Source organism: Egicoccus sp. AB-alg2 (assembly GCF_041821065.1).
Taxonomy (GTDB): domain Bacteria; phylum Actinomycetota; class Nitriliruptoria; order Nitriliruptorales; family Nitriliruptoraceae; genus Egicoccus.
This window is the reverse complement of the sequence record NZ_JBGUAX010000029.1, coordinates 1-525: the sequence shown is the minus strand read 5'-3', so window position 1 is coordinate 525 and position 525 is coordinate 1. Positions and strand designations below refer to the sequence as shown.

The window sequence follows — 525 nt, the reverse complement described above, 5'->3', positions numbered from 1 at the left end:
TACGACCGGCCCGACAACCTGTTCGTGGCCGGGTTCATCGGTTCACCGTCGATGAACATCGCCCAGGCCACGCTGGTCAAGGACGACGGCAAGGTGTTCATCGAGCTGGATCGGGGCCAGACCCGGCTGCGGGTTCCGGACGCGGCGTTGGAGCAGTATCCGGGGGCGGCCCAGCGCGATGGCGGGCAGGTCGCGATCGGGTTGCGGCCCGAGCACTTCGCCCCGGCCGACGAGGTCGCGCCGGATCAGATCTGGCGGGGCCGGGAGGTCACGCTGGTGGAGATGCTGGGTGCGGAGATGCTGGTCCACTTCCGCACCGACTCGCCCCCGATCGTGTCCGACGACATGCGTGAGGCGATCGACGACGAAGAAGCGTTCGAGGACCTCAAGCGCCAGGCCGAGACCGGCGGGCAGACCTTCACCGCCCGGGCCGAGCCCGGCAACCCGCCCAAGGTCGGTTCCCAGATCGAGATCGGGTTCAAGACCGAACACCTGCACTTCTTCGACCCCGAGAACGGCCACGCC

1 protein-coding gene is annotated in these 525 nt (G+C 68.6%); it reads left to right on the top strand.

The features are described from left to right. Positions 1 to 525, top strand: a 525-nt coding sequence (locus ACERM0_RS22765) for a TOBE domain-containing protein (RefSeq protein ID WP_373680890.1), incomplete at both ends; no start/stop codon positions are given.